Source organism: Negativicoccus succinicivorans, from assembly GCF_018373335.1.
Classification (GTDB): Bacteria; Bacillota; Negativicutes; order Veillonellales; family Negativicoccaceae; genus Negativicoccus; species Negativicoccus succinicivorans_A.
The window spans coordinates 1-1,156 of the sequence record NZ_JAHAHH010000141.1; the positions used below are offsets into that span (position 1 = coordinate 1).

Sequence of the window (1,156 nt, forward strand, 5' to 3'; positions counted from 1 at the left end):
GCAATATCAAGAATATCCAGGGCGCGCTCCTGCAGATACTGGCTAGGCGAGCGCTCAAGCTGATGGCAAAAGTCAAGGGACGCCTGCGCGATGGCCGACCAGGCATTCATGTTGTTATTCAGATAACCGATCGCACTATCCTGAAATGCGATGTCGGTTATCAGAGATAGATGTGCCGCAATAAGATCGTGTTCAATACCCTGGTTTTTTGCGAGGGCGGCTTCTTGCTCTACGCGTAATGAATCTAACCCGGCAAGAAAGCGGGCTTTTTCACTTTCAATATTGCCGATATACCCTGGATTGCGGGCGATAATATCGGTGAAAGTCAGGCTCTGCATTATCTGTGGTCTGGCGATGGCTGCGCCTTTATTTATGCGAGTTCCCTGAATCACCTGTGGGTTCAACTCGCGCAGGCAGCGGGGCAGATACCCCTGCGTGGTTATTGGTTCCGGTTCAAGGCTAAAAGTCGGGAGATCGGAAAGCAGCGTGCGCAATTGGACTGCGGCCTGCGTTTCATCCTCTCCGCAAAGGGTGATGCGGCATGTATCGTTTACCAGCGTGTCACTGGCAATCAGCGAGAGGGCGCTTTTCGCATTTGCCAGTAGTCCCGTACGGGTGTTTTCCCAGTCGATATCTGCCCGGAACAGATTACATAGCCGCGCGATGTATCCGGCAGGCCGGGCATGAACACCTTCGTGAAGCTCACATACATAGGTTATAACCACCGCCATCTCGACTCCTGAATGCCTTCGCGCGTCAATGTGTTGCCGATCTCGCTATCTTTCCCTGTTCGCAACGGTGATGACATAGTAAAAAAGTGACCTTTTCTTAAAAATAGTAACCTGATTGTGATTTTGTGACTTTTGTCATATTTATGAATGATTAATTCTCAATTACTTGTTTGATTTAGTTTGTTTTTTTGTTTCTGGCTTTTGAACCGTTTTTGCAATATGGATCACAAATTTAAAGCTAATACAAACAGGTTCATGAAATGGTGCGGGGGTAGGCAGGATAATCTGTTTCCGGCATGTCTATTCACGACTTCTCCGGCGGCATCTATCACTATGGCGTTAGCAGATATGTATAGATTCAAAAATATCTGAGTTATCTGCCTGATTAATCAAACGAAATAAGGGTCCGCAATAGAGCACGGACC

Annotated in this window: 1 protein-coding gene; it reads right to left on the minus strand. The window is 47.6% G+C overall.

The features are described from left to right. A partial coding sequence (locus KH813_RS06785; protein WP_303994577.1) for an HPr family phosphocarrier protein occupies positions 1-731 on the minus strand: 731 nt, incomplete at its 3' end. Between the last annotated feature and the right edge of the window lie 425 nt (positions 732-1,156).